Annotated in this window: 21 protein-coding genes and 4 tRNA genes; 18 read left to right on the plus strand and 7 right to left on the minus strand. The window is 44.1% G+C overall.

What is annotated here, in order from left to right:
- Positions 1–21 precede the first annotated feature (21 nt).
- Complete coding sequence (gene rhlB, locus EKN56_RS00905) at positions 22–1,305, minus strand: ATP-dependent RNA helicase RhlB (RefSeq protein ID WP_130590095.1); 1,284 nt, start codon at positions 1,303–1,305, stop codon at positions 22–24.
- 145 nt (positions 1,306–1,450) lie between these two features.
- Between rhlB and trxA the strand changes: the two genes are divergently transcribed.
- The 14 genes from trxA to wecG all read left to right on the plus strand — a co-directional run bounded on the left by trxA (position 1,451) and on the right by wecG (position 16,586).
- On the plus strand, positions 1,451–1,777 hold the full coding sequence (gene trxA, locus EKN56_RS00910) for a thioredoxin TrxA (RefSeq protein WP_130590096.1): 327 nt from the start codon (positions 1,451–1,453) through the stop codon (positions 1,775–1,777).
- 490 nt (positions 1,778–2,267) lie between these two features.
- Positions 2,268–3,527, plus strand: a complete 1,260-nt coding sequence (gene rho, locus EKN56_RS00915) for a transcription termination factor Rho (protein ID WP_047782390.1) — start codon at positions 2,268–2,270, stop codon at positions 3,525–3,527.
- 72 nt (positions 3,528–3,599) lie between these two features.
- Complete coding sequence (gene wecA, locus EKN56_RS00920; protein WP_130590097.1) at positions 3,600–4,697, plus strand: UDP-N-acetylglucosamine--undecaprenyl-phosphate N-acetylglucosaminephosphotransferase; 1,098 nt, start codon at positions 3,600–3,602, stop codon at positions 4,695–4,697.
- A gap of 21 nt (positions 4,698–4,718) precedes the next feature.
- Positions 4,719–5,759: an ECA polysaccharide chain length modulation protein gene (gene wzzE / locus EKN56_RS00925; protein ID WP_130590098.1), complete on the plus strand. Its 1,041-nt coding sequence runs from the start codon at positions 4,719–4,721 to the stop codon at positions 5,757–5,759.
- A 69-nt stretch (positions 5,760–5,828) separates the two neighbouring features.
- The gene (gene wecB, locus EKN56_RS00930; protein WP_130590099.1) at positions 5,829–6,959 is read left to right on the plus strand and encodes a non-hydrolyzing UDP-N-acetylglucosamine 2-epimerase; all 1,131 of its coding nucleotides are present in this window, start codon (positions 5,829–5,831) and stop codon (positions 6,957–6,959) included.
- Positions 6,956–8,218: a UDP-N-acetyl-D-mannosamine dehydrogenase gene (gene wecC / locus EKN56_RS00935; protein WP_130590100.1), complete on the plus strand. Its 1,263-nt coding sequence runs from the start codon at positions 6,956–6,958 to the stop codon at positions 8,216–8,218. The genes wecB and wecC overlap by 4 nt, the downstream gene beginning before the upstream one ends.
- Positions 8,209–9,282, plus strand: a complete 1,074-nt coding sequence (gene rffG, locus EKN56_RS00940) for a dTDP-glucose 4,6-dehydratase (protein ID WP_185955894.1) — start codon at positions 8,209–8,211, stop codon at positions 9,280–9,282. Before wecC ends, rffG begins: the two co-directional genes overlap by 10 nt.
- Before the next feature lie 113 nt (positions 9,283–9,395).
- On the plus strand, positions 9,396–10,277 hold the full coding sequence (gene rfbA / locus EKN56_RS00945) for a glucose-1-phosphate thymidylyltransferase RfbA (protein ID WP_130590102.1): 882 nt from the start codon (positions 9,396–9,398) through the stop codon (positions 10,275–10,277).
- The gene (gene rffC, locus EKN56_RS00950) at positions 10,255–10,968 is read left to right on the plus strand and encodes a dTDP-4-amino-4,6-dideoxy-D-galactose acyltransferase (RefSeq protein WP_130590103.1); all 714 of its coding nucleotides are present in this window, start codon (positions 10,255–10,257) and stop codon (positions 10,966–10,968) included. Before rfbA ends, rffC begins: the two co-directional genes overlap by 23 nt.
- A 42-nt stretch (positions 10,969–11,010) precedes the next feature.
- Entirely contained in the window at positions 11,011–12,141 is a 1,131-nt protein-coding gene (gene rffA, locus EKN56_RS00955; protein WP_130590104.1) for a dTDP-4-amino-4,6-dideoxygalactose transaminase, read from the plus strand.
- Between the two features lies 1 nt (position 12,142).
- Positions 12,143–13,393 (plus strand): lipid III flippase WzxE, encoded by a 1,251-nt coding sequence (gene wzxE / locus EKN56_RS00960; RefSeq protein WP_130590105.1) that lies wholly within the window; start codon positions 12,143–12,145, stop codon positions 13,391–13,393.
- Positions 13,390–14,478, plus strand: coding sequence for a TDP-N-acetylfucosamine:lipid II N-acetylfucosaminyltransferase (locus EKN56_RS00965; protein WP_130590106.1), 1,089 nt, complete (start codon positions 13,390–13,392; stop codon positions 14,476–14,478). The genes wzxE and EKN56_RS00965 overlap by 4 nt, the downstream gene beginning before the upstream one ends.
- The gene (gene wzyE, locus EKN56_RS00970; RefSeq protein ID WP_130590107.1) at positions 14,478–15,848 is read left to right on the plus strand and encodes an ECA oligosaccharide polymerase; all 1,371 of its coding nucleotides are present in this window, start codon (positions 14,478–14,480) and stop codon (positions 15,846–15,848) included. Before EKN56_RS00965 ends, wzyE begins: the two co-directional genes overlap by 1 nt.
- A 9-nt stretch (positions 15,849–15,857) precedes the next feature.
- Positions 15,858–16,586, plus strand: a complete 729-nt coding sequence (wecG, locus tag EKN56_RS00975; RefSeq protein WP_130590108.1) for a lipopolysaccharide N-acetylmannosaminouronosyltransferase — start codon at positions 15,858–15,860, stop codon at positions 16,584–16,586.
- Positions 16,587–16,652: 66 nt separating this feature from the next.
- Here the strand turns inward: wecG and sstT are convergent, their stop codons facing one another.
- Positions 16,653–17,906, minus strand: coding sequence for a serine/threonine transporter SstT (gene sstT, locus EKN56_RS00980; protein ID WP_407656511.1), 1,254 nt, complete (start codon positions 17,904–17,906; stop codon positions 16,653–16,655).
- 364 nt (positions 17,907–18,270) lie between these two features.
- Here sstT and EKN56_RS00985 point away from each other — a divergent pair.
- The 4 genes from EKN56_RS00985 (at position 18,271) to EKN56_RS01000 (ending at position 18,731) form a co-directional block, all read left to right on the plus strand.
- Positions 18,271–18,347, plus strand: a tRNA-Arg gene (locus EKN56_RS00985).
- Positions 18,348–18,412: 65 nt separating this feature from the next.
- Positions 18,413–18,488: transfer RNA gene (locus EKN56_RS00990), tRNA-His, on the plus strand.
- A 41-nt stretch (positions 18,489–18,529) separates the two neighbouring features.
- Positions 18,530–18,615, plus strand: a tRNA-Leu gene (locus EKN56_RS00995).
- Between the two features lie 39 nt (positions 18,616–18,654).
- Positions 18,655–18,731 (plus strand) — tRNA-Pro (locus EKN56_RS01000).
- Between the two features lie 92 nt (positions 18,732–18,823).
- On the opposite strand, the gene EKN56_RS01005 is transcribed toward EKN56_RS01000, so the two are convergent.
- From EKN56_RS01005 to hemC, 5 genes are all read right to left on the minus strand, one after another.
- Entirely contained in the window at positions 18,824–19,204 is a 381-nt protein-coding gene (locus tag EKN56_RS01005; protein WP_130590109.1) for a DUF1294 domain-containing protein, read from the minus strand.
- Between the two features lie 581 nt (positions 19,205–19,785).
- Complete coding sequence (gene hemY / locus EKN56_RS01010) at positions 19,786–20,967, minus strand: protoheme IX biogenesis protein HemY (protein WP_130590110.1); 1,182 nt, start codon at positions 20,965–20,967, stop codon at positions 19,786–19,788.
- A 2-nt stretch (positions 20,968–20,969) separates the two neighbouring features.
- Positions 20,970–22,175 (minus strand): uroporphyrinogen-III C-methyltransferase, encoded by a 1,206-nt coding sequence (gene hemX, locus EKN56_RS01015; protein ID WP_130590111.1) that lies wholly within the window; start codon positions 22,173–22,175, stop codon positions 20,970–20,972.
- A 17-nt stretch (positions 22,176–22,192) separates the two neighbouring features.
- Entirely contained in the window at positions 22,193–22,936 is a 744-nt protein-coding gene (hemD, locus tag EKN56_RS01020; RefSeq protein WP_130590112.1) for a uroporphyrinogen-III synthase, read from the minus strand.
- Positions 22,937–22,941: 5 nt separating this feature from the next.
- Positions 22,942–23,874: a hydroxymethylbilane synthase gene (hemC, locus tag EKN56_RS01025; RefSeq protein ID WP_130590113.1), complete on the minus strand. Its 933-nt coding sequence runs from the start codon at positions 23,872–23,874 to the stop codon at positions 22,942–22,944.
- Positions 23,875–24,094: the final 220 nt, after the last annotated feature.

A 24,094-nucleotide genomic window follows, 5' to 3' on the forward strand; every position in this document is an offset into this window, starting at 1 on the left:
CCCGTACTGGCTGCATCAATATTAACCTGGACGCTTTCTGTTACGCGGCGGCCCATTCCGACGAGGTCCGCTACTACGTCTTGGATTTCCGGTATTACGCGGACGTGAAAGACGTTTTGGTGCCGGAAGATCGGTCAGTAGCGCTTCAGAACTATAGCGGCTAACAGGAATTGAGTGACCAATATATTGCTCAATAGCCGGCAGATTTAATGCATATTGCTCACAAGCCAGAGTGATGGAATGCCCACTGGCGCCCGCTCGCCCGGTACGACCAATGCGATGTACATAGTCTTCACAGTCGTCCGGAAGATCATAGTTAAATACGTGGGTAACTTCAGGAATATGTAAACCACGGGCTGCAACATCCGTTGCTACCAGAATATCCAGATTACCTTTGGTGAAATCATCCAGAATATGTAAGCGTTTTTTCTGTGCTACATCACCAGTTAATAAACCAACGCGATGTCCATCAGCGGCCAAATACCCCCAGATCTCTTCACAGGCATGTTTAGTATTAGCAAAAATAATACAGCGCTCAGGCCATTCTTCTTCCAGAAGCGTCTGAAGTAAGCGCATTTTGTCTTCGTTGGAAGGGTAGAACAGCTCTTCCTGAATTCGGTGGCCAGTTTTTTGTGTAGGTTCCACTTCAACATATTGAGGATTATTCATATGTTCAAATGCCAGTTCACGAACGCGGAAAGAAAGCGTTGCTGAGAATAGCATGCTTAAGCGTTGAGTTGCCGGTGGCATACGACGGAAAATCCAGCGGATATCTTTGATAAATCCCAGATCAAACATACGATCGGCTTCATCCAGAACAACAACCTGAATAGCACCTAAATCAATATGGTTTTGCTTGGCGTAATCAATAAGGCGACCGGTAGTACCAATCAGAATATCAACGCCGGCTTCCAGTACTTTTAACTGTTTATCATAGCCATCGCCACCATAGGCCAGCCCAATTTTCAGACCAGTTTCCTGAGCCAGTGCTTCTGCATCGTTATGAATTTGGACTGCAAGCTCACGGGTGGGAGCCATGATTAACGCACGAGGTTGATTGATTTTGCGATTGCTATCAGCCTCATGAGTCAGTAAATAATTGAAGGTAGATGCCAGAAAAGCCAGTGTTTTTCCGGTACCCGTTTGTGCCTGTCCTGCAACGTCATGCCCTGCAACCGTATAAGGAAGCGCCAGTGCTTGTATTGGCGTACAGTAATGAAAGCCTTTGTTTTCAAGGGCCTTGATTACCGAAGGGTGTAGTGCGAAGTCGGCAAACTTCTGTTCTGTTAAGTGTGTTTTGCTCATAGTGGTGTAGAATATCAGCTAACCTTGTATTCACGAAAGTATTGCTTTACGAATGCGTATCCGTTGAAATAAAGTCAACATATATTCAACGTTTCTTTGGCTAATATAACACCAATGAAACATATCTAATCCTGTGGAGTCAAACATGAGCGAAAAAATTATTCACTTAACCGATAGCAGCTTTGAAAATGATGTATTAAAAGCTGATGGTCCTGTACTGGTGGATTTTTGGGCCGAATGGTGTGGTCCATGCAAAATGATTGCCCCGATTCTGGATGAAGTGGCGGCTGAGTATGAAGGTAAACTAACGGTTGCTAAATTGAATATCGATCAAAACCCAGCGACGGCACCTCAGTTCGGTATTCGTGGTATTCCCACTCTGCTACTGTTTAAAGATGGCGCGGTTGCTGCAACGAAAGTTGGCGCACTGTCAAAATCTCAATTGAAAGAGTTTTTGGATGCCAGTATTTAATTGATATTGAATTAATTCTTACTGTGCGTTTGCTCTTGTTTATCCATTTTTTTATGGGTAAACAAGAGGCGCTGGTTATCAGATTAAATAAAAAATAGTGATATCAAAGCGAGTTTTACCGGAAAAGCTGTCTGTGGGTGCTAATTTATTGGCTGAACCGTAGACTCTGGTAATAAAGCGTGCTACCTTTAATCACGCTTCATGCAATCTTATCTATATACGTAATACGTACTCGTTTTAAAATCGTAGCTTAAAGTTCTTAGAGCAGTTCAATCATGAGCATAGGCTGTGAATGCTATGATTTTAAAACAGGTTTAGAATGTATATCCGGGCATTATTTCTGAGTTTCTGATATGTGGTCAGGCATCGTCATACTACTTTTCTGATATAAAATAATGACCGAATATTCTAATAATACAGGCGCGGCGTATACCGCCAGCTATTCACGAAGACTTTTCGAGACAGACCCCGAGTTAAAGAACCCACCATTATGAATCTTACCGAACTAAAAAATACGCCGGTCTCTGAGTTGATTACTCTCGGCGAAAATATGGGACTGGAAAACCTGGCCCGTATGCGCAAGCAAGATATTATCTTTTCGATTCTGAAGCAGCATGCGAAAAGTGGAGAAGATATTTTTGGCGATGGCGTGCTGGAAATATTGCAGGATGGATTTGGTTTCCTCCGCTCAGCTGACAGCTCCTACCTCGCAGGCCCAGATGATATCTATGTTTCCCCTAGTCAAATCCGCCGTTTTAACTTACGTACTGGTGACACCATTTCAGGAAAAATTCGTCCACCGAAAGAAGGTGAACGTTATTTTGCATTACTGAAAGTTAATGAAGTTAACTACGATAAGCCAGAAAACGCCCGCAATAAGATTCTGTTTGAAAACTTAACACCATTACATGCTAACTCTCGTCTGCGAATGGAGCGTGGTAATGGTTCTACTGAAGATTTAACCGCTCGCGTTCTGGATCTTGCTTCTCCGATTGGCCGTGGTCAGCGAGGTTTGATTGTTGCGCCGCCAAAAGCGGGTAAGACAATGCTGCTGCAAAACATCGCACAGAGCATTGCTTATAACCATCCTGACTGTGTGCTGATGGTTTTACTGATAGATGAACGTCCGGAAGAAGTTACCGAGATGCAACGTCTGGTAAAAGGTGAAGTTGTGGCTTCAACCTTTGATGAGCCGGCGTCTCGCCATGTCCAGGTTGCTGAAATGGTTATCGAAAAAGCTAAGCGTCTGGTTGAACATAAAAAAGACGTTATCATTCTGCTTGACTCTATTACCCGTTTGGCTCGCGCATATAACACAGTTGTACCGGCTTCAGGTAAAGTATTGACCGGTGGTGTGGATGCGAATGCCCTGCATCGTCCAAAACGTTTCTTTGGCGCTGCTCGTAATGTGGAAGAAGGCGGTAGTCTGACCATTATTGCTACAGCACTGGTGGATACTGGCTCTAAAATGGATGAAGTTATCTACGAAGAGTTTAAAGGTACTGGTAACATGGAATTACACCTGTCTCGCAAGATTGCAGAAAAGCGTGTGTTCCCGGCCATTGATTACAACCGTTCTGGTACCCGTAAAGAAGAATTACTGACAACATCAGAAGAATTACAGAAAATGTGGATCCTGCGCAGAATTATTCACCCTATGGGAGAGATTGATGCAATGGAATTCCTCATCAATAAGTTAGCGATGACGAAAACTAATGATGAATTCTTTGATATGATGAAGCGTTCATAATAATCAGTTAAATAGTTATGAGTATTAGAGTAATATTCTGATACTCATAAACTTTATCGAGAGCCGTTAATCGTGAATTTACTCAGTATGAGTGGCGATCTTGTTATCGTCTTTTTGTTCTCTCTGGCTTTTCTATTTATTGCTCGCAAAATAGCCAAAAGCATTGGCTTAGTAGATAAACCAAATTATCGGAAACGCCACCAAGGTGTTATTCCATTAGTTGGTGGTATTTCTGTTTATGCCGGGATTTGCCTGTATCTTTTCCTTAACTGGAATGAGATTGAGCAACCCGGCATTTATCTTATCTGTGCCGGGATTTTGGTTCTAGTTGGTGCTGTTGACGATCGTTTTGATATTAGCGTGAAGTTCAGAGCAACAGTACAGGCACTGGTAGCTATTGCAATGATGGTTTTTGCCGGCCTGTATCTTCATAGTCTTGGATTTATTTTAGGTCCATGGGAACTGGTGCTTGGCCCGGTAGGTTATGTGGTTACGCTGTTTGCCGTGTGGGCAGCAATTAATGCTTTCAATATGGTTGATGGCATTGATGGCCTATTGGGTGGATTAGGATGTGTCACTTTTGGTGCCTTAGGTATTTTATTAGTCATTGATGGTCAGGCATTTTTAGGCTATTGGTGCTTTGCTATTATTGTCGCGATTATCCCTTATCTATTACTCAATCTTGGTGCGTTTGGTAAACGTTATAAAGTGTTTATGGGTGATGCGGGTAGTACATTAATTGGTTTTACCGTTATCTGGATTCTGTTGCAGAGTACTCAGGGTGTCGGCCATCCAATGAACCCAGTGACTGCATTGTGGGTTATCGCAATACCTCTGATTGATATGATTGCCATTATGTACCGTCGGTTACGTAAAGGTATGAGTCCATTTGCTGCAGATAGACAGCACATTCACCATCTTATTATGCGCGCTGGTTTTACCTCTCGTCAGGCGTTTGTGTTGATTACGTTGGCGGCTGCACTATTGGCAGCAATAGGTGTTGTTGGAGAGCATGTCTTTTTTATCTCTGAATGGATGATGTTGGTACTGTTCTTACTAGTATTTGTATTGTATGGCTTTTGTATTAAGCATGCCTGGCGTGTGGCTCGTTTTATTAAACGCACGAAGCGCCGTATGCGGCGAACTCATGAAAATCAGCGAATTTCCTAACCAGAGGCTTTTGTCTTAGACATGAAATCAGAGATCCAGTCAGTTGATAATGAATTAGATATTCGTAGTCTGTGTTATTCATTATGGTATGGCAAAATATGGATTGTTGGCATTGCCATTATTTTTGCAGCGATTGCTTTAGGCTACTCTTATGTAGTCAAACAGGAGTGGAGTACAACTGCAATTACTGATAAACCGACAGTCAGCATGCTCGGCGGTTATTATTCGCAAGAGCAGTTTCTGCGCGGACTTATTCGAACCAGTAGCAATAATGCCGCAGTGGCAGAAACACCAATTACGGAAGATGTTTACCGCGAATTTATCATGCAGCTCTCTTCTTATGATACCCGCCGTGATTTCTGGTTACAGTCTGATTATTATAAGCAGCGTCAATCAGGTGATGTGCGTGCAGATGCCGTAGTGCTGGATGAGTTGATTAACAATATTGTTTTTACTCCTAAAGACGACAAAAAAGGCGTAAACGATAGTGTTAAATTAACAGCAGAAACCCCAAGCGATGCAAACCAACTGCTGCGCCAATATATTAATTTTGCTAATCAGCGTGCAGTCGCGAGCTTGAATGCTGAATTACAAGGTACCTGGTCAGTGCGTCAAACCTCTCTGGCCCGTCAGGTTCAGCGTCAGGAAAAAATGGCGAATGCGGTGTACCAGAGAGAATTAAAACGTTTGCAACAGGCGCTAACGATTGCTCAGCAACAGGGAATTACCCGCTCTCAAACTGATGTTCCTGCCGATCAATTACCTAATTCTGAGCTGTTTTTACTAGGTAAGCCAATGCTTCAGGCTCGCTACGAGGCATTACAGGCAAATGGTCCTGATTTTGAGAATGATTATGATCACGATCGTGCAGTGCTTTCTTCTCTGAATGATGGAGCAAAACTGGATAACCAGTTTAAAGCATATCGCTATTTACGTACGCCGGAAGATCCAATTACCCGTGATAAGCCTCGCCGTCTGTTCCTGCTGATTATGTGGGGAGGAGTGGGGGCTTTGGTTGGTGCCGGTATTGCTCTGACTCGCAGACGTAAACAAGAAATATGATAAGGATAGGTGCCTTCGGGCACCTTAATGGCATAACTGCCGTGATAACTGACCTAAAGAGATAGCTCTGTGAAAGTGTTAACTGTTTTTGGCACGAGACCTGAAGCAATTAAAATGGCGCCATTAGTGCACGCATTGGCCGATGATGACTATTTTGAGTCGAAAGTCTGTGTGACGGCTCAACATCGGGAGATGTTGGATCAGGTACTTAAGCTATTTAATATAAAACCTGATTACGATCTGGATATTATGCGGCCGGGACAAGGTTTGACAGAAATTACCTGCCGTATTCTTGAAGGGTTAAAGCCGGTTTTAGAAGAGTTTAAACCAGATGTGGTCTTGGTTCATGGCGATACCACTACAACTCTTGCTACCAGTTTAGCTGCATTTTATCAGCGTATCCCTGTTGGACACGTTGAAGCCGGGTTGCGTACTGGGGATCTCTATTCTCCATGGCCAGAAGAAGGAAACCGAAAATTGACGGGCCATCTGGCCATGTATCATTTTTCTCCGACAGAAACCTCAAAACAAAACTTATTAACAGAAGCGATACCTGACAGCCGTATTTTTGTTACAGGTAATACGGTAATTGATGCGCTGTTTTGGGTACGTAACCGTATTCATAATGATGCCCGGTTAAAACAGGAGATGGAACAACGTTATTCCTTCCTGCAGCAGGACAAAAAAATCATTTTAGTCACCGGCCATCGTCGGGAAAGTTTTGGTGACGGTTTTGAACGGATTTGTAGTGCACTGGCTGATATTGCCCGTACACATCCGGATGTGCAGGTAGTTTATCCGGTACATCTTAATCCAAATGTCAGAGAGCCGGTTAAGCGTATCCTGAGCCATATTGATAATGTGATCTTGATTGAACCTCAGGATTATTTACCGTTTGTTTATTTAATGGATCACGCTTACCTAATTTTGACTGATTCTGGCGGTATCCAGGAAGAGGCTCCTTCTTTAGGCAAGCCAGTTCTGGTTATGCGTAAAACGACAGAGCGTCCGGAAGCGGTTTCCGCAGGGACAGTTAGATTAGTTGGTACAAATATTGCATTGATTTTAGAAGAGGTGAGCCGGCTGTTAACGGATGAAAATGAATATCACTTAATGAGTCGGGCACATAATCCTTACGGTGACGGAAAAGCCTGTCAGCGTATTCTCGATGCTTTAAAAAATAATCAGGTGAAGCTATGAGTTTTGAAACAATTTCAGTAATCGGTCTTGGCTATATTGGTTTGCCTACTGCTGCCGCTTTTGCGTCGCGTAAAAAAAAGGTTATTGGCGTAGATATTAATCAGCATGCGGTAGATACCATTAACCGCGGTGCGATTCATATTGTTGAACCTGATTTAGATAAAGTGGTTAAAGAAGCCGTTGAGGCGGGTTGTTTACAGGCGGTTACCAAACCTTTAGCTGCAGATGCATTTTTGATTGCTGTTCCAACACCGTTTAAAGGCGATCATGAGCCAGATATGGTGTATGTGGAAGCCGCTGCCAGATCTATTGCTCCGGTACTGAAAAAAGGTGACTTGGTTATTCTGGAGTCGACCTCTCCTGTTGGTGCCACTGAGCAGATGGCTGCCTGGCTGGCAGCAGCTCGTCCCGATCTTACTTTCCCTCAACAGGCTGGCGAGCAGGCTGATATTAATATCGCTTACTGTCCTGAGCGTGTATTACCCGGGAAAGTGATGGTAGAACTGATTCAAAACGATCGGGTCGTGGGCGGTATGACCCCTCGCTGTTCGGATCGTGCCAGCGCACTATATAAAATTTTCCTGAAAGGTGAGTGTGTTATTACCAACTCACGTACAGCTGAAATGTGTAAATTAACCGAGAACAGCTTCCGCGATGTCAATATTGCTTTTGCTAACGAGCTGTCACTAATTTGTGACCATCAGGGAATTAACGTATGGGAGCTGATTCGCCTGGCTAATCGTCATCCTCGGGTTAATATTTTGCAACCAGGACCTGGTGTTGGCGGTCATTGTATTGCTGTCGATCCATGGTTTATTGTGGCGCAAAACCCTCAGGACGCACGTTTGATTCGTATTGCTCGTGAAGTGAATGATGGCAAACCTTATTGGGTACTGGACAAAGTGAAATCTGCAGTAGCGGATTGCCTGACTGCTACCGGTAAGCGTGCCTCAGAAATTAAAATTGCTTGCTTTGGTCTGGCATTTAAACCAGATATTGACGATCTGAGAGAGAGCCCTGCGTTGGAAATCACCCACATGATTGCTGACTGGCATGCGGGGGTAACGTTGGCCGTTGAGCCAAACGTTCATGAGCTACCAAAAGTGCTGGCTGAAAAAGCTCGTTTAACGGAGACCGGAGAAGCACTGGCTGAAGCAGATGTTTTGGTTATGCTGGTTGACCATCGTCAGTTTAAGGCAATTAGTTCTGAACAAGTTAAACAACAGTGGGTTATCGACACTAAAGGGGTATGGCGTTGAGAAAGATTTTAGTCACTGGCGGGGCCGGTTTTATTGGTTCTGCGGTAGTGAGACACATTATTCAGGATACCAAAGATAGCGTATTGGTGGTTGATAAACTGACTTATGCCGGAAATCTCGACTCATTGGTGGAAGTGTCTGACAGTGGCCGCTACTCTTTTGAGCAAGTTGATATTTGTGACAGATCTGCGCTGGATCGTCTTTTTACTCAGTATCAGCCAGACTTAGTGATGCATCTGGCAGCAGAGAGTCATGTCGATCGCTCTATTGATGGTCCGGCAGCGTTTATTGAAACCAATATTGTTGGAACTTATACACTGCTGGAAGCAGCCCGTCACTATTGGATGGGGTTAGATACTGCACTGAAGCAAGCATTTCGCTTTCATCATATCTCTACTGATGAAGTGTATGGTGATTTACATGGGACTACGGACTTGTTTACTGAAACAACGCCTTATGCGCCAAGCAGTCCTTATTCAGCGTCTAAAGCCTCTAGTGATCATTTGGTCAGAGCCTGGCTACGTACCTATGGCTTCCCAACTATCGTGACTAACTGTTCTAATAACTATGGACCATATCATTTTCCTGAGAAACTCATTCCTCTGATCATTTTGAATGCATTAGAAGGGAAAGCATTACCGGTTTATGGTAATGGCGCTCAGGTCAGGGACTGGTTATTTGTTGAGGACCATGCAAGGGCTTTATATAAGGTCGTCACTGAAGGTGTTGTTGGTGAAACCTACAATATTGGTGGTCATAATGAGCGCAAAAATATTGAAGTTGTGCGCACTATTTGCCAGTTATTGGAAGAGTTAGCACCATCAAAACCTGACGGTGTGGCTAAATATGAGGATCTGATTACCTATGTAACGGATCGCCCCGGCCATGATATGCGCTATGCCATCGATGCCAGTAAAATTGAGCGAGAATTGAACTGGAAGCCGCTGGAAACCTTTGAATCAGGTATTCGTAAGACAGTCTCCTGGTATCTGACGAACCAAGCGTGGTGGCAGCGAGTCCAGGATGGAAGTTATGCCAGAGAACGCATTGGTTTGAAATCATAGTTCTGCTGACAAAATAACCTGGGGTTCTAAAGCAGGGCCCCAATCATTAGATTCTGTTTAAGTGATATCCCCGGCCTCCTCTTAATGCAAGCGCCAGGGAAATGGTGAAGCCAATGAAAGGTATTATTCTTGCAGGTGGTTCAGGTACCCGACTGTATCCAATTACGCGCGGTGTATCCAAACAGCTGCTCCCTATTTATGATAAACCAATGATTTATTACCCGCTTTCCGTGCTGATGCTGGCTGGTATTCGGGATATTTTGATTATTTCTACCCCAGAAGATTTGCCGTCATTTCAGCGGCTATTGGGCTCAGGTGAAGAGTTTGGCATTAAACTTAGTTACGCCGCTCAGCCTAGCCCTGATGGTTTAGCACAGGCATTTCTGATTGGTGAAGAGTTTATTAATGGTGATTCCTGTTGCCTGGTTTTAGGAGATAACATCTTTTTTGGCCAAAGCTTTAGCTCAAAACTGCGCAGTGTTGTTGCCCGTGACCAGGGAGCAAGTGTTTTCGGTTATCAGGTAATGGACCCGGAACGTTTTGGTGTTGTGGAGTTTGATGATAATTTCCGGGCACTGTCTATTGAAGAAAAACCACTTAAACCAAAGTCAACCTGGGCGGTGACCGGACTCTATTTCTACGATAATCAAGTGGTAGAATTGGCTAAGCAGGTTAAACCATCCCCTCGTGGTGAACTGGAAATTACCAGTATTAATCAGATGTATCTTGAGCAAGGCGAGCTGAATGTTGAGTTGCTTGGTCGTGGGTTTGCATGGTTAGATACAGGAACTCACGATAGTCTGATTGAAGCTAGCACCTTTGTGCAAACGGTAGAGAAGCGACAAGGATTCAAAATAGCTTGCCTGGAAGAGATTGCCTGGCGCAATGGTTGGTTAGATGATGAGAGCGTGCTAAAAACCGCTAAACTTCTGGCAAAAACCGGCTATGGAAAATATTTGCAGGATTTACTCAATGTCCGTCCTCGCCAATATTGAGTCTCTTGAGTGGGAGAGTGAATTTTTTTCACTCTCCACGGCTAAGCTGAATTTTAATGGCTCGACAGCTACGCCATTGAATATGCAAGCGTTGTCTGGTTTCCAATTGGTTCAGGCAAAGGTACCTGCATCTCGTGGAGACTGGATAGATACTTTAAGCTCATTAGATTTTCACTTGGTTGAAGGTGAAGTGGATTTTATGGTATCGCTTGATACTGTAGCTGACAGTTCACCAGATTTACTATTTTCCTGCCGGCTGGCTACAGAGCAGGATATACCCGCATTACGAGCGGTAGCATCAAATGTCTTCCACTTGAGTAGATTTCGTGCGCCATGGTATCAGAATAGCGATAGTGGCCGTTTCTATGCCTTATGGGTGGAAAAAGCCGTATTAGGAACTTTTGACCATAGTTGTCTGATACTTGAGGACAAAGACGGTAATCCCCAAGGTTTTGTGACTTTACGCGATATTGGGAATAGTCAGGGCCGCGTAGGCCTGTTAGCCGTTTGGCCTGACTGTAGCAATAAAGGTGTAGGTATTGAGCTGATGAAGGTAGCTAAAAGTTGGTGTGTGGCACGAAAATTGAATCATCTCTGTGTTGCTACTCAGATGGGAAATCTTGCAGCTTTGCGTCTTTATATTCGTAGCGGTGCTTCCATCAATAGCACGGCATATTGGTTATACAGATAACTATTTACAGATGTCTATTTAACAAATTACTCAGGTGAAAAAATGATTCCTTTTAACGCTCCTCCTGTTGTTGGTACAGAACTCGAATATATGAAAGCCGCAATGGGCAGCGGTAAGTTATGTGGTGATGGTGGTTTTACCCGTCGCTGTCAGCAATGGATGGAGCAGCACTTTGGTAGCCATAAAGTATTGTTGACGCCATCTTGCACGGCTTCATTAGAGATGGCTGCGTTATTGCTGGATATTAAACCGGGTGATGAAGTTATCATGCCAAGTTTTACTTTTGTTTCAACAGCTAACGCGTTTGTACTGCGTGGTGCTAAAGCGGTATTTGTAGATGTCCGTCCGGACACTATGAATATTGATGAAACTAAAATTGAAGCTGCAATTACGGAAAATACCCGTGCGATTGTTCCAGTTCATTATGCTGGTGTGGCATGTGAAATGGATACCATTATGGCTTTAGCGAAAAAATATAAGCTGTATGTGGTAGAAGATGCAGCACAGGGGGTGATGTCCACCTATAAGGGCAAAGCGTTAGGCACAATTGGTCATATCGGTTGTTTTAGCTTCCATGAAACGAAAAACTATACGGCGGGTGGTGAAGGTGGGGCAACGTTAATCAACGATCCTGCACTGATCGAACGGGCGGAAATCATTCGTGAAAAAGGAACTAACCGTAGCCAATTTTTCCGTGGTCAGGTAGATAAATATACCTGGCGTGATATTGGCTCCAGTTATCTGATGGCGGACTTGCAGGCTGCATACCTGTGGGGGCAGCTTGAAGCTGCAGATCCGATTAATCAGCGTCGCCTGCAACTATGGCATAACTATTATGATGCATTTAAAGCTTTAGCTGCGCAGGGAAGAATTGAACTGCCAACGATTCCAGCAAACTGCCAGCAAAATGCGCATATGTTTTATATTAAGCTGAATGATGTAGAAGACCGCACTCGTTTTATCAGCTATCTGAAAGAAGCGGAGATTATGGCGGTATTCCACTATATTCCTCTGCACGCTTGTCCTGCTGGCGAAAAGTATGGTGAATTCCACGGTGAAGATCGCTATACCACTAAAGAGAGCGATCGTCTGGTTCGTTTACCATTATTCTTTAACATGACAGACATTACTCAACGTACTGTAATCAATACCATTCTGAGTTATTTCGCCTGATATGTCTCTGGCAAAAGCATCAATTTGGACTGCTGCCTCCACGCTGATTAAAATCGGCGTGGGGTTATTGATCGTTAAATTGTTGGCCGTCTCTTTTGGCCCCAGCGGTGTAGGACAGGCAGGTAACTTCCGCCAGTTAATTACCGTATTGGGTGTGCTATCGGGTGCCGGGATATTTAATGGTATTACGCGTTATGTAGCTCAATATCAGCAAGAACCTGAACAGTTGCGTAAAGCACTGGGAACATCCGCCAGTATTGTGTTAGGTTTTTCTACTCTGCTGGCAGTTATCTTTTTACTGTTTGCCGGACCTATCAGTGTAGGCTTATTTGGTCATGCTGAGTACCAGAATGTAGTGAGATCGGTTGCATTCATTCAGATGGGAATTGCCTACGCTAACTTCTTTTTGGCCGTTTTAAAAGGTTATCGTGATGCGGTAGGTAATGCACTCGGTGTTATTGGTGGTAGCCTGTTTGGCGTAGTTGGATATCTGGTTTGTTACTATCTGGGTGGTTATCAAGGTGCCTTAGCTGGTTTAGCGCTGGTTCCTGCACTGGTCGTTATTCCTGCTGGTCTTATTTTGTGGCGCAGAAAAACCGTTCCTTTCGGCTATTTAAAACCAATGTGGGATAAGGCTCTGGCTGGCAGTCTGGGCAAATTTACCATCATGGCATTGATTACTTCAGTAACGTTACCTGTTGCCTATGTGATGATGCGAAATTTACTGGCAGAGCACTACAGCTGGGATGATGTTGGTATTTGGCAGGGTGTCAGTAGTATTTCCGATGCTTATCTACAGTTTATTACCGCTTCGTTTACCGTTTATCTACTACCCACCCTTTCTCGTTTGACCAATAAGTCTGACATTTCACGAGAAATTTTACGCTCGCTGCGTTTTGTGTTACCCGTTGTGGCTATCGTTAGTTTTAGCGTTTGGTTATTGCGGGATTTTGCCATTTGGCTGCTATTTTCCAGCCAGTTTGTCGCAATGCGTGATTTGTTTGCCTGGCAGTTAGTGGGTGATGTATTAAAAGTAGGATCGTATGTTTTTGGCTATTTAGTGATTGCTAAGGCATCATTGCGGTTTTATATCCTGACGGAAGTGAGTCAGTTTGCTTTACTAACCGGTTTTTCACATTGGTTGATACCGCAAAATGGTGCCGTGGGTGCAGCCCAATCTTATATGGCTACCTATATCATCTATTTTGTACTTTGTAGCTGCGTTTTCTTTATCTATCGTAGACGATCATGACGACTTTGATTCATATATTGGGTTCTGATATACCTCACCATAATTTAACGGTGCTGCGTTTCTTTAACGACGTTTTATCAACACAGGTGCCCCATGAGTATGTTAAACACTTTATGGTTGCGGCAAAGGACACGTCGTCATTTGAGTCATTTAGCCAGCTAAACATTGAAGGCTATGATGATAAAGCATCGCTGGCTCAGGCCGTGATTGTGCGGGCTAAAGTGGATGCAGACGCACGCTTTTTATTTCATGGCCAGTTTAATGCCAAATTGTGGCTTGCTCTGCTATTTAATAAACTTAATCCTAAACGTGTTAGTTGGCACATTTGGGGCGCTGATTTATATGAAGACTCCACCAGTTGGAAGTTTCGTCTGTTTTATCGGTTACGTCGTGTTGCTCAGGGAAAAGTAGGACATGTTTTCGCTACCCGGGGTGATTTGATCTATTACCAACAACAACATCCTGATACACCCTGTTCATTGCTCTATTTTCCAACCCGAATGGACCCAGCTTATCAACCAACACTAATTAATAAGAGCCACAAGAAGACGTTAACAATATTGGTGGGTAATTCTGGCGATCGTACTAACCGCCATATTGAGGTATTACAGGAAATTCATCGCCAATTTGATAAAGATTTGGTTAACATTATTATTCCACTGGGCTATCCGGCGAATAACCATAGCTATATTTCAGAGATTAGCGTTAAAGCCGTGGAGTTATTTCCTCAGGGCCAGGTAACGTTGCTGACTGAGCAAATTCCTTTTGATGAATATTTATCTATTCTTTCTGGCTGTGATTTAGGTTATTTCATTTTTAATCGTCAGCAGGGAATTGGTACGCTTTGTTTGCTGATCCAAAGCGGAGTGCCTTTTGTTGTGAGCCGTAATAATCCGTTCTGGAATGACCTTCAGGAGCAGAAAGTCCCATTTTTGTTCTATGGTGATAAGATAGATGTGGAAAGGGTTCGGGAGATTCAGGAAAAAATCACTACACTGGATAAAAGCCATATCGCCTTTTTTAATCCTAACTATATTAGTGGATGGAAGCAGGCGCTTGTTGTGGCTGCCGGAGAGGTAAAATAATGGAACCTGCACAGTTTGGTGGTTTGTTTGTTGTTTACCTGATATCACTGATATTCATTCTGACCTTAACTTATAAAGAGTTCAGGAAAGTACGTTTTAATTTTAACGTATTATTTTCACTGCTTTATTTATTAACGTTCTATTTTGGTTTCCCGTTAACCTGCTTGTTGGTTTTTCAGTTTGATGTACAAGTAGTTGAAGTCGATTCATTACTTAATGCGTTACTTTCGGCGACCTGTTTTTATGCCATTTACTATGTTTGTTATAAAACCCGATTATTAAAACCGAGTGATAAGCCCCGTCCAGCACTGTTTAATATGAATCGTGTTGAAACTAATCTAACCTGGATGCTGTTAGCTTTAGTCGCGATTATCACCGTTGGAATATTTTTCCTGCAAAATGGCTTTTTACTGTTTAAATTAGAGAAATATAGCCAGATATTTTCCAGTGATGTTTCTGGCGTTGCGTTAAAACGCTTTTTCTATTTCTTTATTCCCGCCATGTTGGTTGTCTATTTCCTGAAAGAAAATACCCGCAGCTGGTTTTTGTTTTTGATTAGTACCGTCGCATTTGGAATTCTGACGTATGTGGTTGTAGGAGGAACGCGGGCCAATATCCTGATTGCTTTCTCCCTGTTCTTGTTTATTGGCATTGCTCGTGGACACATCACGTTGTGGATGTTGGTTATGGCAGGCGTTGCTGGTGTCGTGGGTATGTTCTGGCTGGCATTAAAGCGTTATGGCATGAATGTGTCTGGCGCAGAGGCATTCTATACCTTCCTGTATCTCACCCGGGATACCTTCTCCCCATGGGAGAATCTGGCGCTATTGTTGCAAAATTACGACAAGATAGAGTTTCAGGGCTTGGCTCCCATTGTTCGTGATTTCTATGTATTTATTCCCGGTTGGCTATGGCCTGACAGACCTAATTTGGTTGTGAATACGGCCAATTACTTTACCTGGGAAGTGCTGGACTATCATGCCGGTCTGGCAATATCACCAACCCTGATAGGCTCTCTGGTGGTGATGGGGGGGGTATGGTTTATCCCTCTTGGAGCGGTACTGGTTGGTTTGATTATTAAATGGTTTGACTGGGTGTATGAGAAGGGACGAACCGAAACCAATCGCTATAAAGGCGCGATTATGCAGGCATTCTGCTTTGGTGCGGTTTTTAACATTATCGTATTAGCTCGGGAAGGTTTAGATTCCTTTGTTTCCCGAGTTGTTTTCTTTGCTCTGATATTTGGACTGTGTCTGATTATTGCGAAGCTGCTGTATTGGGTTTTTGACGCCTGCGGCATGATACGCCAGCGAGTCCGCCGTTCTCTGTCTTCCGGACAGGTAAACATTGATAATGTGAAAGCAGGTTAGGAGAGTAGTGTGAATATTGCTAAATATAGTATTCGCGGTATTGATATATGGGGCTTTCGCAACATGGCTCAGTTTGTCGACTATCTGTTTGACGATAGCGATATGAAAACCGGAACGTTGGTTGCGATCAATGCCGAGAAGGTAATGACTGCAGAGCAGGATAAGCCTTTGCGTGAATTGATTGATGCGGCTGAGTATAAATATGCTGATGGAATCAGCATTGTACGTTCCATTCGTCGTAAATATCCGGATGCTGATGTACAGCGTATCGCTGGTGCCGATCTCTGGGAAGCGTTAATGGAACAGGCTGGAAAACAGGGAGTACCAGTATTTCTGGTGGGGGGGAAACCAGAAATATTGGCAGAGGTTGAGCAAAAACTAAATAGTCAGTGGAATGTGAATATTGTTGGTAGTCAGGATGGGTATTTCAAACCGGAAGATCGTGAGGCTTTGTTTGAACGCATTCGTGCCAGTGGAGCCAGATTTGTGACTGTTGCTATGGGATCGCCAAAGCAAGAGATGTTTATGCGTGATTGCCGTAAGATCTATTCTGATGCGTTATATATGGGGGTTGGTGGAACCTATGACGTATTTACCGGGCACGTTAAGCGAGCGCCAAAAGCCTGGCAGAATATGGGACTGGAGTGGTTATATCGCTTATTGGCACAACCAACCCGCTGGCGTCGGCAGTTCAAGCTGCTTAAGTATGTAGCCTATCACTACACTAATCGCCTCTAGTTGATAAATCATCCTAATAAAAAAAGCCCTGACGGGCTTTTTTTATTGTTTAAATGCAACCAATAATTAACTTTCTTTTATTGCCGAGGCTGCCATAGCCGCTTCTTTTTGCTCTTCAGCTTTGCAGACCGCCGCGATAAATACCACGTCAGTTGATGAGTTAATTGCGGTTTCTACTGAGTCTTGCAGCACCCCAATGATAAATCCTACAGCAACAACCTGCATAGCAATCTCATTTGGGATACCGAACATGCTACAAGCAACCGGAATCAGCAATAACGAGCCACCGGCAACGCCTGATGCACCACAGGCACAAACTGAGGCAATAACACTGAGTAGTAATGCGGTAGGGATATCAACAGCGATATCTAAAGTGTACACCGCTGCTAAGGTTAATACTGTGATAGTCACAGCGGCCCCTGCCATATTGATAGCGGTACCAAGAGGAACGGCGACGGAATAGGTTTCTTCTTTGAGTTTCAGCTTCTTACACAGCGTCATATTGACTGGAATGTTTGCCGCTGAACTACGGGTGAAGAAGGCAGGAATACCGCTGTCACGCAGACAGGTAAACACCAATGGATATGGGTTTTGACGCGTGATAATAAATGCAATGAGTGGGTTAAGTACCAGCGCCACCACCGCCATACAGCCGATTAATACGGTCAGTAGATGGGCATAACCACGAAATGCAGAGAAGCCAGTTTCCGGGTCTGACAGTGTCGCGGAGACTAAACCAAAGATACCAATAGGTGCGAAACGAATTACCAGACGCACAATAAAGGTAATGCCGTAAGAGAGATCGCTAACTACCGTTTTGGTGGTATCAGATGCATGACGTAAAGCCACACCTAACGCGATACCCCAAACCAGAAGACCAATATAGTTTGCTTCCATAAGGGCTCTGACAGGGTTATCGACCATTTTAAACAGAACTGCATGGAGAACTTCAATTACGCTACCCGGAGGGCTCAGTGCCGCATTGGTGGTTGCTAAAAGCAGTTTTGAAGGAAATAAGAAACTGCCCAGAACAGCAATTAATGCAGCAGCAAAAGTACCGATCAGATACAGCATCACGATAGGCCGCATATTGGTTTTCTGGCCTTTCTTATGGTTGGCTATAGAAGAGGCAACCAAAATAAAAACCAGAATAGGTGCAACGGACTTCAGTGCACTGACGAACAAATTACCTAAAAGACCAGCGGCCTGAGCGCCACTTGGTGATACGAATGCCAGAATGATGCCGGCGAACATGCCTATTAATATTTGGGTAACGAGGCTACCGCGTAGAAAGCCAAATGGCTTTTTTATGTTACTCACTGTGGTTGGTCCCTAAAATAGATATTATTTCCTAAGCCTGTTTTTCCGATTGATTTTTGTAGCAATAAAACACCGTCACCTGATGTGGTGATGTTTAACTCATCGGAAATCTGTGTTTGCTTTTATTAGTGTGCGAATGTATTTCTCATTCGCTAACTCTGACTTTAAAAGAGGTTGAGCAATTCTGGAAGCAAAAAATGGTAATAAAGATAAATTTATTATGAGTAAAATATGTTTTACCCTTGTTTTGTGATAAAAAAGTAGTCGAATCGTTGATGAAGTGAGCAATTAGAAAAATTCCTGAAAAAAGGGCTAGACAGATGGGTTCTAAATCCGTACTATCCTCACCGCAACGGCGCACTGCGCGCCCGTAGCTCAGCTGGATAGAGCGCTGCCCTCCGGAGGCAGAGGTCTCAGGTTCGAATCCTGTCGGGCGCGCCATAAACAGTGCGCAGGGCGTGATTAATGTCCAAGGTTTGGATACCGGGTTGAGCAAAGAATTTATGGTGGCTATAGCTCAGTTGGTAGAGCCCTGGATTGTGATTCCAGTTGTCGTGGGTTCAAGTCCCATTAGCCACCCCATTAATTTGTTGATGTAGTAAGTTTTAGATTTTTGTGTTATTGCGAAGGTGGCGGAATTGGTAGACGCGCTAGCTTCAGGTGTTAGTGTCCTTCGGACGTGAGGGTTCAAGTCCCTCTCTTCGCACCACACGAATTTAAAATAACAAATAAAAAGCAGTACCTGATTCGGCGAGTAGCGCAGCTTGGTAGCGCAACTGGTTTGGGACCAGTGGGTCGGAGGTTCGAATCCTCTCTCGCCGACCAAATTTTGAGAACCCCGCACATTGCGGGGTTTTTCTTTATCTGCGTTTTAATAAAGTGGTTGATTGGCCACCCCTCTGTTTATCCTGTCGATTTTAGCGGCTTCTTAGCCACCAAATTAATATTGCACAGTTAATGATAACGGTAAGCCAGAACATCCATTGAAATGACTTCTTGCTCGACTTGTGGCGAAATAATTGTTGCGCTATCAGGGCACCCGGCCATCCACCGATTACACCCAACCATAACAAGGTACTTTCTTTGATACGCCAGGTATGCTTTTTTGCGGCAGATTTATCTTTGCCATAAAACAGAAAAGTTATCAGGCTTAATGTGGCATATAAAATCACCATCTCTGGTGGTAACCAGTCAAGCCAAAATGCCAGAGTGATGGCAGAAAAAAACAGAATAATCACCAGTAGAATAGTAAAACTAAAGGCTCGGTATTTTTTGTTGGTATTTGTCCGTGAATTCATACTGTCGCTGATCCCGTCTGTTTTTTCTTTACTTTGTCGTTACTTAAAGACATTTAATGTATTGATTATTAAAAAGAAATATATATCGGATATTAGCTGTCTCTAAAAAGAGACGTCTTGTTCATGTGTTTTACGCCGTATACAAGAAATATAAAAATAGTAGCAAAAAGAGATAATAAAAATAATTCATTATTAATCAATTGGATATAAAATCATTGCTTGTTTTAATCTGAACTAATAAAAGTTGGCATGATAAGTGCAATATCCTGTATGTAGATGCTCATTCTCCTTTTTATGATAGTTGGTTTAAGGACCTCTTCATAATCCAATGAATGATGCAGAGCCGAGTAATGGTGTCTATCGTCTAGCCTTATGATGACATTGTCATCAAACATTAGACATAACGTTGAGTGAGACACCACCATGTTGTCCTTTGACCTGATTTTTTTCTCACACTTGCCCTTATAGGCAAGTGTTTTTTTGTCTGAAATTTATGGCCCGATCGTTAAACCCGGCATATCAGGGGCAAAAATAAAAACGGGCCCAAATTATGGGCCCGTTTCACAATGATCTAATCATTCTTACTTCAGGGATAGTGCTAACCCCTGACGACGTATTTGTGCGGCTTCCTGAGTATGATTTAGCTTATCCAGCGCATCCGCCAGTAATGCATAGTCTTTAGCGTCAGGATGTTGCTCAATCGCTTGTTTTAGCACTACGCTGGCTTGTTCCCACTCACCGTGCTTCATTAGCAGTTGACCCAATGTGCTGTTTAGCAGAGGCGTTGCGCCGTGTTCCTGAATCTGCATTTTTAACTCTTTTTCCAGCGGGTCCGGATTACCGGATTCCAGCTTCTGAATTAACAGAATCAGTCTTTCATCATATTGATGTTTTAATCCGTCCAGAATAATCTTTTGTGCTTGCTCATTATCATCACAGTCGATGAAATGGGAAGCCAGTTCAACCTGGAGCGTTTGGTTATTACGCACTTTACGCGGCTGGTTTTTCCACCATAATTTCAGCCCTTCGCTACCGCCTTCAGACATGGCTTGATTCATTAAGCCGATGTAAGTATCAAGGCGTAAGGTTTCCAGCGTATCTTCGTCGTAAAGCTTGGCTTTCTCAATGGAAGGAATGATTTCCAGTAAGGAGGCATAACCACCGGTTTTTAAGTAGGCCTGCTGTGCCAGACGCAACACTTCCGGATGGCGAGGTGCATCATTAAGTAACTGATCGATACCGTGACGTGCAGCGTGATATTCGCCTTGTGCCAACTGAATGCGGATGCGGGTAATATCAACCGGAAGCTGGTCGGTATCTGCCAGCTCTGCAGCACGGCTCAGATAGTCATTCACACGCTGAGTATCACCATTTTGCTGTGCAGCTTCAGCCGCCAGCAAATAGTTCACCACGGGCTGTTCTGCATGGTCAGCGTTACGGGTAAGTAACTTCTCAACCTGAGAAAAATCCCCTTCGGTTAGCTTAAGCATTGCCGCTCGGGTTTGTTTGCGAGCACGAGTACTTTTACGACCAACAAACCAGCCTTTAGTACGTGCACTGGTATGAAAAATGCGGCGTAGTACCCACTCGAGACAGAACAGAACGATAAACAGTAATGCGATAAGGATAGCAAGACCAGTTACGCTCATTTTAATGTCGTAATTATCCGTTTGGATCATTACTGCGCCCTGATGACCAGCCAGCATTGGACCTGCCGCTATGCCTGCAACCAGTATCAATAATAGAAAGAGTAAACGCAGCATGTTTAACCCTCCTGATTACTGGATGGATGGGCTGATTCTGGTGCAGGTGCCGCCGCTGGAGCTGAAACCGGTGCTGGCGGTGCGATATCACGAGTACGTTTTCTCGTTACGGCATCCAATAGCGACAAGCTTTTCAGTTCCTTAGGCATATCCAGATTAATGGATTGCTGAGTGAGCTCATCAAGCTGGCTTATAAATGCTTTGGTTGATGAGTGATCCGGATCGAAGTAGGCACGAACCCAGGTGGAAACGCTGTCCAGAGATTGCTGATAGATTTCGCTTTGATGGCGAGAAACCGCTCTGGCTGCAATCAGCAATTTTAAGCGTAAGTTTTCTCTCAGATAGGTATCCTGATCCGGCGTTAACAGCGGGCTGGTTAGTTCATTCGCCGGAACATCGCGGGCACGAATAGTAATGAATTCTGACATAAAGTTATGCCAGCTGTTTTTCAAGTTTTGACGCCAGTCTTTCAGCTCACCGCTCACTTCGGTACTGCTCTTATCCAGTGGCGCGTTATCCCAGTCGGTACTGGCAGATGGTAGGTTCATCACTTGGTCAGAGAGCTCATTTAATCTCAAAGCAATACCGTCAAAATCGATCTGACTTACCGCTGAAATAGAATTGATATCCTGAATAATCGCCTGACGAACTTCACTTAAGCTTGGGTCATTAAATTCAGATAGTGATTTATCTGCGCTTTTTAGCATATTAATTGCTGTTGCCGCATCTTGCTCAATCCATAGCTTACGAGCAGCCATTTTGACCAGGAAATCAGCTTCAGACAGATGCCATATTTTGCTATCGCTGGAAGCGATAGTCGTGACCTTATTCTGTAGATCCTGGAGAGTTGATATTTGAGCATTCAGCTTATTGTTTTGCTCAGCTATCTGGTTCTCGGTATTTTTCAGCTGTTGAGTAAACTCATTTTGTGATGCTAACAGCTGACCATCTTCTTTCGATTGGCCGGTTTTCAGTGAATCAATTTGAGCCTGTAACTGCTGTATTGTTGCCTGCTGGGATGCAGCCCATTGATGACCGTGGTAATAAAGACCACCGCCAAGCGCAATGACTAAAGCGATAGCAATCGCTCCTAATGCAACACCAGACCGGCTACCTTGCCTGACTTTTGGCGTTTGAGTATTTGTTTCTTTTTCAGCTGACACGTTCTCTTGCTCAACTGGTGCTGATGGGGTCGTTGAATCCGTCATCTTGGCACATCCCGTAGTTAAATTTGTTGTAGCGCACGCAATAGCGCATCGTTATCTGCATTATCTGCAATTTGGCAATGCATCCAGCCTAATGTATTGGCCAGAGCAGCAAGTCGTTCACTGACTACCAGTAATTGGCAACTAAGTAACCAGCTACGATAGCGTTCAGGAACCAATTCGTACAGCTGTTGTAACATTTCTCCACTGGTAATTACCAGCGTGTTAACGTTCATCTGCTGCCAATGATGGTAAAGTTTTTCGCCATCATAAGGTATCGGGTGGCGTTGATAACATTCACAAAACGTTACTTCAGCTCCCCGTTTTTGAAGTTGTTCTGCCAGAAAGGGCCTCCCGCCGTTTCCACGCAAAATCAACACTCTTTTACCGGCAACATGCTGTAATTGGGGTAATTTTAGCAGTTGCTCACTGATTTCGCGACCTTCAGGACGAGCTACCGGGCGGTTTATCACTTTTTCAAGTTCCCCGGCGGTTTTCTCGCCAATAGCCAAATAATCTATATTATCAGGCCAGATATGGCATCCTTCGAGTAATTTGTCCCGTGCGTAATATACCGCATGTTGGGAAGCGACGATCAGTAAGTCATCCTGACGCAAATTATTCAAATAATCAGGTAGGTTTTTAAGTTCGTCACCAGGGGCAAAGCTAATCAATGGGGTATGACAGGCACTAATCCCCTGCGCAATGAGTTGTTCAACCAACTCTTCACCGGCAGGAGAGGGGCGAGTAACCAGTATGGTCATCAGGACTAACTATCCTGATAGACGCGTTGCAGAATTTCATCTGCTCCCTGACTGAGTAATTCTTCAGCCAGAGCAATACCCATTTTTTCAGCATCAGATGCAGGGCCGCGACATTCCGCGCGAATCATTATACTGCCATCGGGTGCGCCAACCAGAGCACGGAGCCAAAGTTCATCGCCCTCCAGCTCGGCATAACTGCCAATCGGTACCTGACATCCGCCTTCCAGACGGGCATTCATGGCTCGTTCAGCCGTCACCCGAGTTTCTGTTGCAGCATCATTTAGTGGCGCTAACAATTCACGGGTTCTTTGGTCGTTCAGTCGGCACTCGATACCTACCGCACCCTGGCCTACCGCCGGTAAAGACTCTTCTGGTGTCATAAAGTTACTGATACGTTGTTCCAGCTTCAAACGTTTTAAGCCCGCAGCGGCCAGAATAATGGCGTCATATTGGCCATTATCCAATTTACTCAGGCGAGTACCAACATTACCGCGCAGATCCGTGATGACCAAATCAGGACGACGGGCACGTAGTTGGCACTGGCGACGCAGGCTTGAAGTTCCGACAATGCTGCCGGCAGGTAAATCATCCAGTGAATTAAAACGGTTAGAGACAAAAGCATCACGCGGGTCTTCGCGTTCACAAATAGTGACTAAACCTAAACCTTCCGGAAAAGCGACAGGCACATCTTTCATTGAATGAACGGCAATATCAGCACGTCCTTCCAGCATGGCGATTTCCAGCTCTTTTACAAATAGCCCCTTGCCACCTACTTTAGCCAGAGGCGTATCCAGAATGATATCGCCGCGGGTTACCATGGTCACCAGTTCAACCGTCAGGTTTGGGTGGAAAGCTAATAAACGATCCCGGACGTAGTGTGCTTGCCATAGCGCCAGTGGGCTTTGACGAGTCGCAATGCGAATAGTGTTAGTAGACATGCTTTATCATTACCTTTTTATTATGTCGTCTCATTCTACCAGTTGGGGCCTTGGGTGTCAGCGCAGCATAATAATTATCAACATTTGAAATAAAATGAAGTCTCGATGCTTTTTGCTGAAATTATTTATTATTCAGCAGGAAGGTCTGATATCTACCTCGAATGTTGTATTGAATTGTGAACAAAATAGTGTGGGAAGCGGTGAGGAAAGGGGGCAATAC

This window comes from Limnobaculum zhutongyuii, from assembly GCF_004295645.1.
Taxonomy (GTDB): Bacteria; Pseudomonadota; Gammaproteobacteria; order Enterobacterales; family Enterobacteriaceae; genus Limnobaculum; species Limnobaculum zhutongyuii.

Bases quoted from the DNA above. Each gene is read 5' to 3' on its own strand.
- hemY (WP_130590110.1), bottom strand. From the start codon at position 20,967: ATGCTGCGTTTACTCTTTCTATTATTGATACTGGTTGCAGGCATAGCG.
- EKN56_RS01005 (WP_130590109.1), bottom strand. From the start codon at position 19,204: ATGAATTCACGGACAAATACCAACAAAAAATACCGAGCCTTTAGTTTT.
- hemD (WP_130590112.1), bottom strand. From the start codon at position 22,936: ATGACCATACTGGTTACTCGCCCCTCTCCTGCCGGTGAAGAGTTGGTT.
- wzxE (WP_130590105.1), top strand. From the start codon at position 12,143: ATGTCTCTGGCAAAAGCATCAATTTGGACTGCTGCCTCCACGCTGATT.
- wecC (WP_130590100.1), top strand. From the start codon at position 6,956: ATGAGTTTTGAAACAATTTCAGTAATCGGTCTTGGCTATATTGGTTTG.
- rffA (WP_130590104.1), top strand. From the start codon at position 11,011: ATGATTCCTTTTAACGCTCCTCCTGTTGTTGGTACAGAACTCGAATAT.
- wzzE (WP_130590098.1), top strand. From the start codon at position 4,719: ATGAAATCAGAGATCCAGTCAGTTGATAATGAATTAGATATTCGTAGT.
- rffG (WP_185955894.1), top strand. From the start codon at position 8,209: ATGGCGTTGAGAAAGATTTTAGTCACTGGCGGGGCCGGTTTTATTGGT.
- hemX (WP_130590111.1), bottom strand. From the start codon at position 22,175: ATGACGGATTCAACGACCCCATCAGCACCAGTTGAGCAAGAGAACGTG.
- rhlB (WP_130590095.1), bottom strand. From the start codon at position 1,305: ATGAGCAAAACACACTTAACAGAACAGAAGTTTGCCGACTTCGCACTA.
- hemC (WP_130590113.1), bottom strand. From the start codon at position 23,874: ATGTCTACTAACACTATTCGCATTGCGACTCGTCAAAGCCCACTGGCG.
- EKN56_RS00965 (WP_130590106.1), top strand. From the start codon at position 13,390: ATGACGACTTTGATTCATATATTGGGTTCTGATATACCTCACCATAAT.
- trxA (WP_130590096.1), top strand. From the start codon at position 1,451: ATGAGCGAAAAAATTATTCACTTAACCGATAGCAGCTTTGAAAATGAT.
- rfbA (WP_130590102.1), top strand. From the start codon at position 9,396: ATGAAAGGTATTATTCTTGCAGGTGGTTCAGGTACCCGACTGTATCCA.
- rffC (WP_130590103.1), top strand. From the start codon at position 10,255: ATGTCCGTCCTCGCCAATATTGAGTCTCTTGAGTGGGAGAGTGAATTT.
- wzyE (WP_130590107.1), top strand. From the start codon at position 14,478: ATGGAACCTGCACAGTTTGGTGGTTTGTTTGTTGTTTACCTGATATCA.
- rho (WP_047782390.1), top strand. From the start codon at position 2,268: ATGAATCTTACCGAACTAAAAAATACGCCGGTCTCTGAGTTGATTACT.